Genomic DNA, 573 nt, shown 5'->3' on the forward strand with positions numbered 1-573 from the left:
TCGGACAACGCGACTGTGGAAGCATCGGGCAACGCGACTGTGAGAGCATCGGACAACGCGACTGTGGAAGCATCGGGCAACGCGACTGTGGAAGCATGGGGCAACGCGACTGTGGAAGCATCGGACAACGCGACTGTGAGAGCATGTGACAACGCGACTGTGGAAGCATCGGGCAACGCGACTGTGGAAGCATCGGGCAACGCGACTGTGGAAGCATCGGACAACGCGACTGTGGAAGCATCGGGCAACGCGACTGTGAGAGCATCGGACAACGCTTATATTACTTCTTATCATACTATTGAATGCGTATTATCGGATAACTCTATATACCGAATCAGAGAAAGTAATACAATCAAATATGCCTCTGACGAAATAAAATTTGAGAAATATAAAGCTACTTCAACTAACTAAAATTTTCTAATAATATTAATAAGGTAGCTTTTATCTCGGTGTGCATTTGGTTGCTATCCGAGAGCGATACCTGAAAAGGTGTTTCTACTAAAAGTAGACTGTTTTTTAATGAATACGAGTAGTGTTGTCTGTGAAGATAGCACTACTTATTTTAAAGAGAGT

At 44.7% G+C, this 573-nt stretch carries 1 protein-coding gene; it reads left to right on the forward strand.

Going from position 1 to position 573, the window contains the following annotated elements; genetic code table 11:
• On the forward strand, positions 1 to 411 hold a 411-nt coding region (locus HMPREF9456_RS17530), incomplete at its 5' end, for a hypothetical protein (protein WP_006844795.1).
• Positions 412 to 573: the final 162 nt, after the last annotated feature.

Source organism: Dysgonomonas mossii DSM 22836 (genome assembly GCF_000213575.1).
GTDB lineage: Bacteria > Bacteroidota > Bacteroidia > Bacteroidales > Dysgonomonadaceae > Dysgonomonas > Dysgonomonas mossii.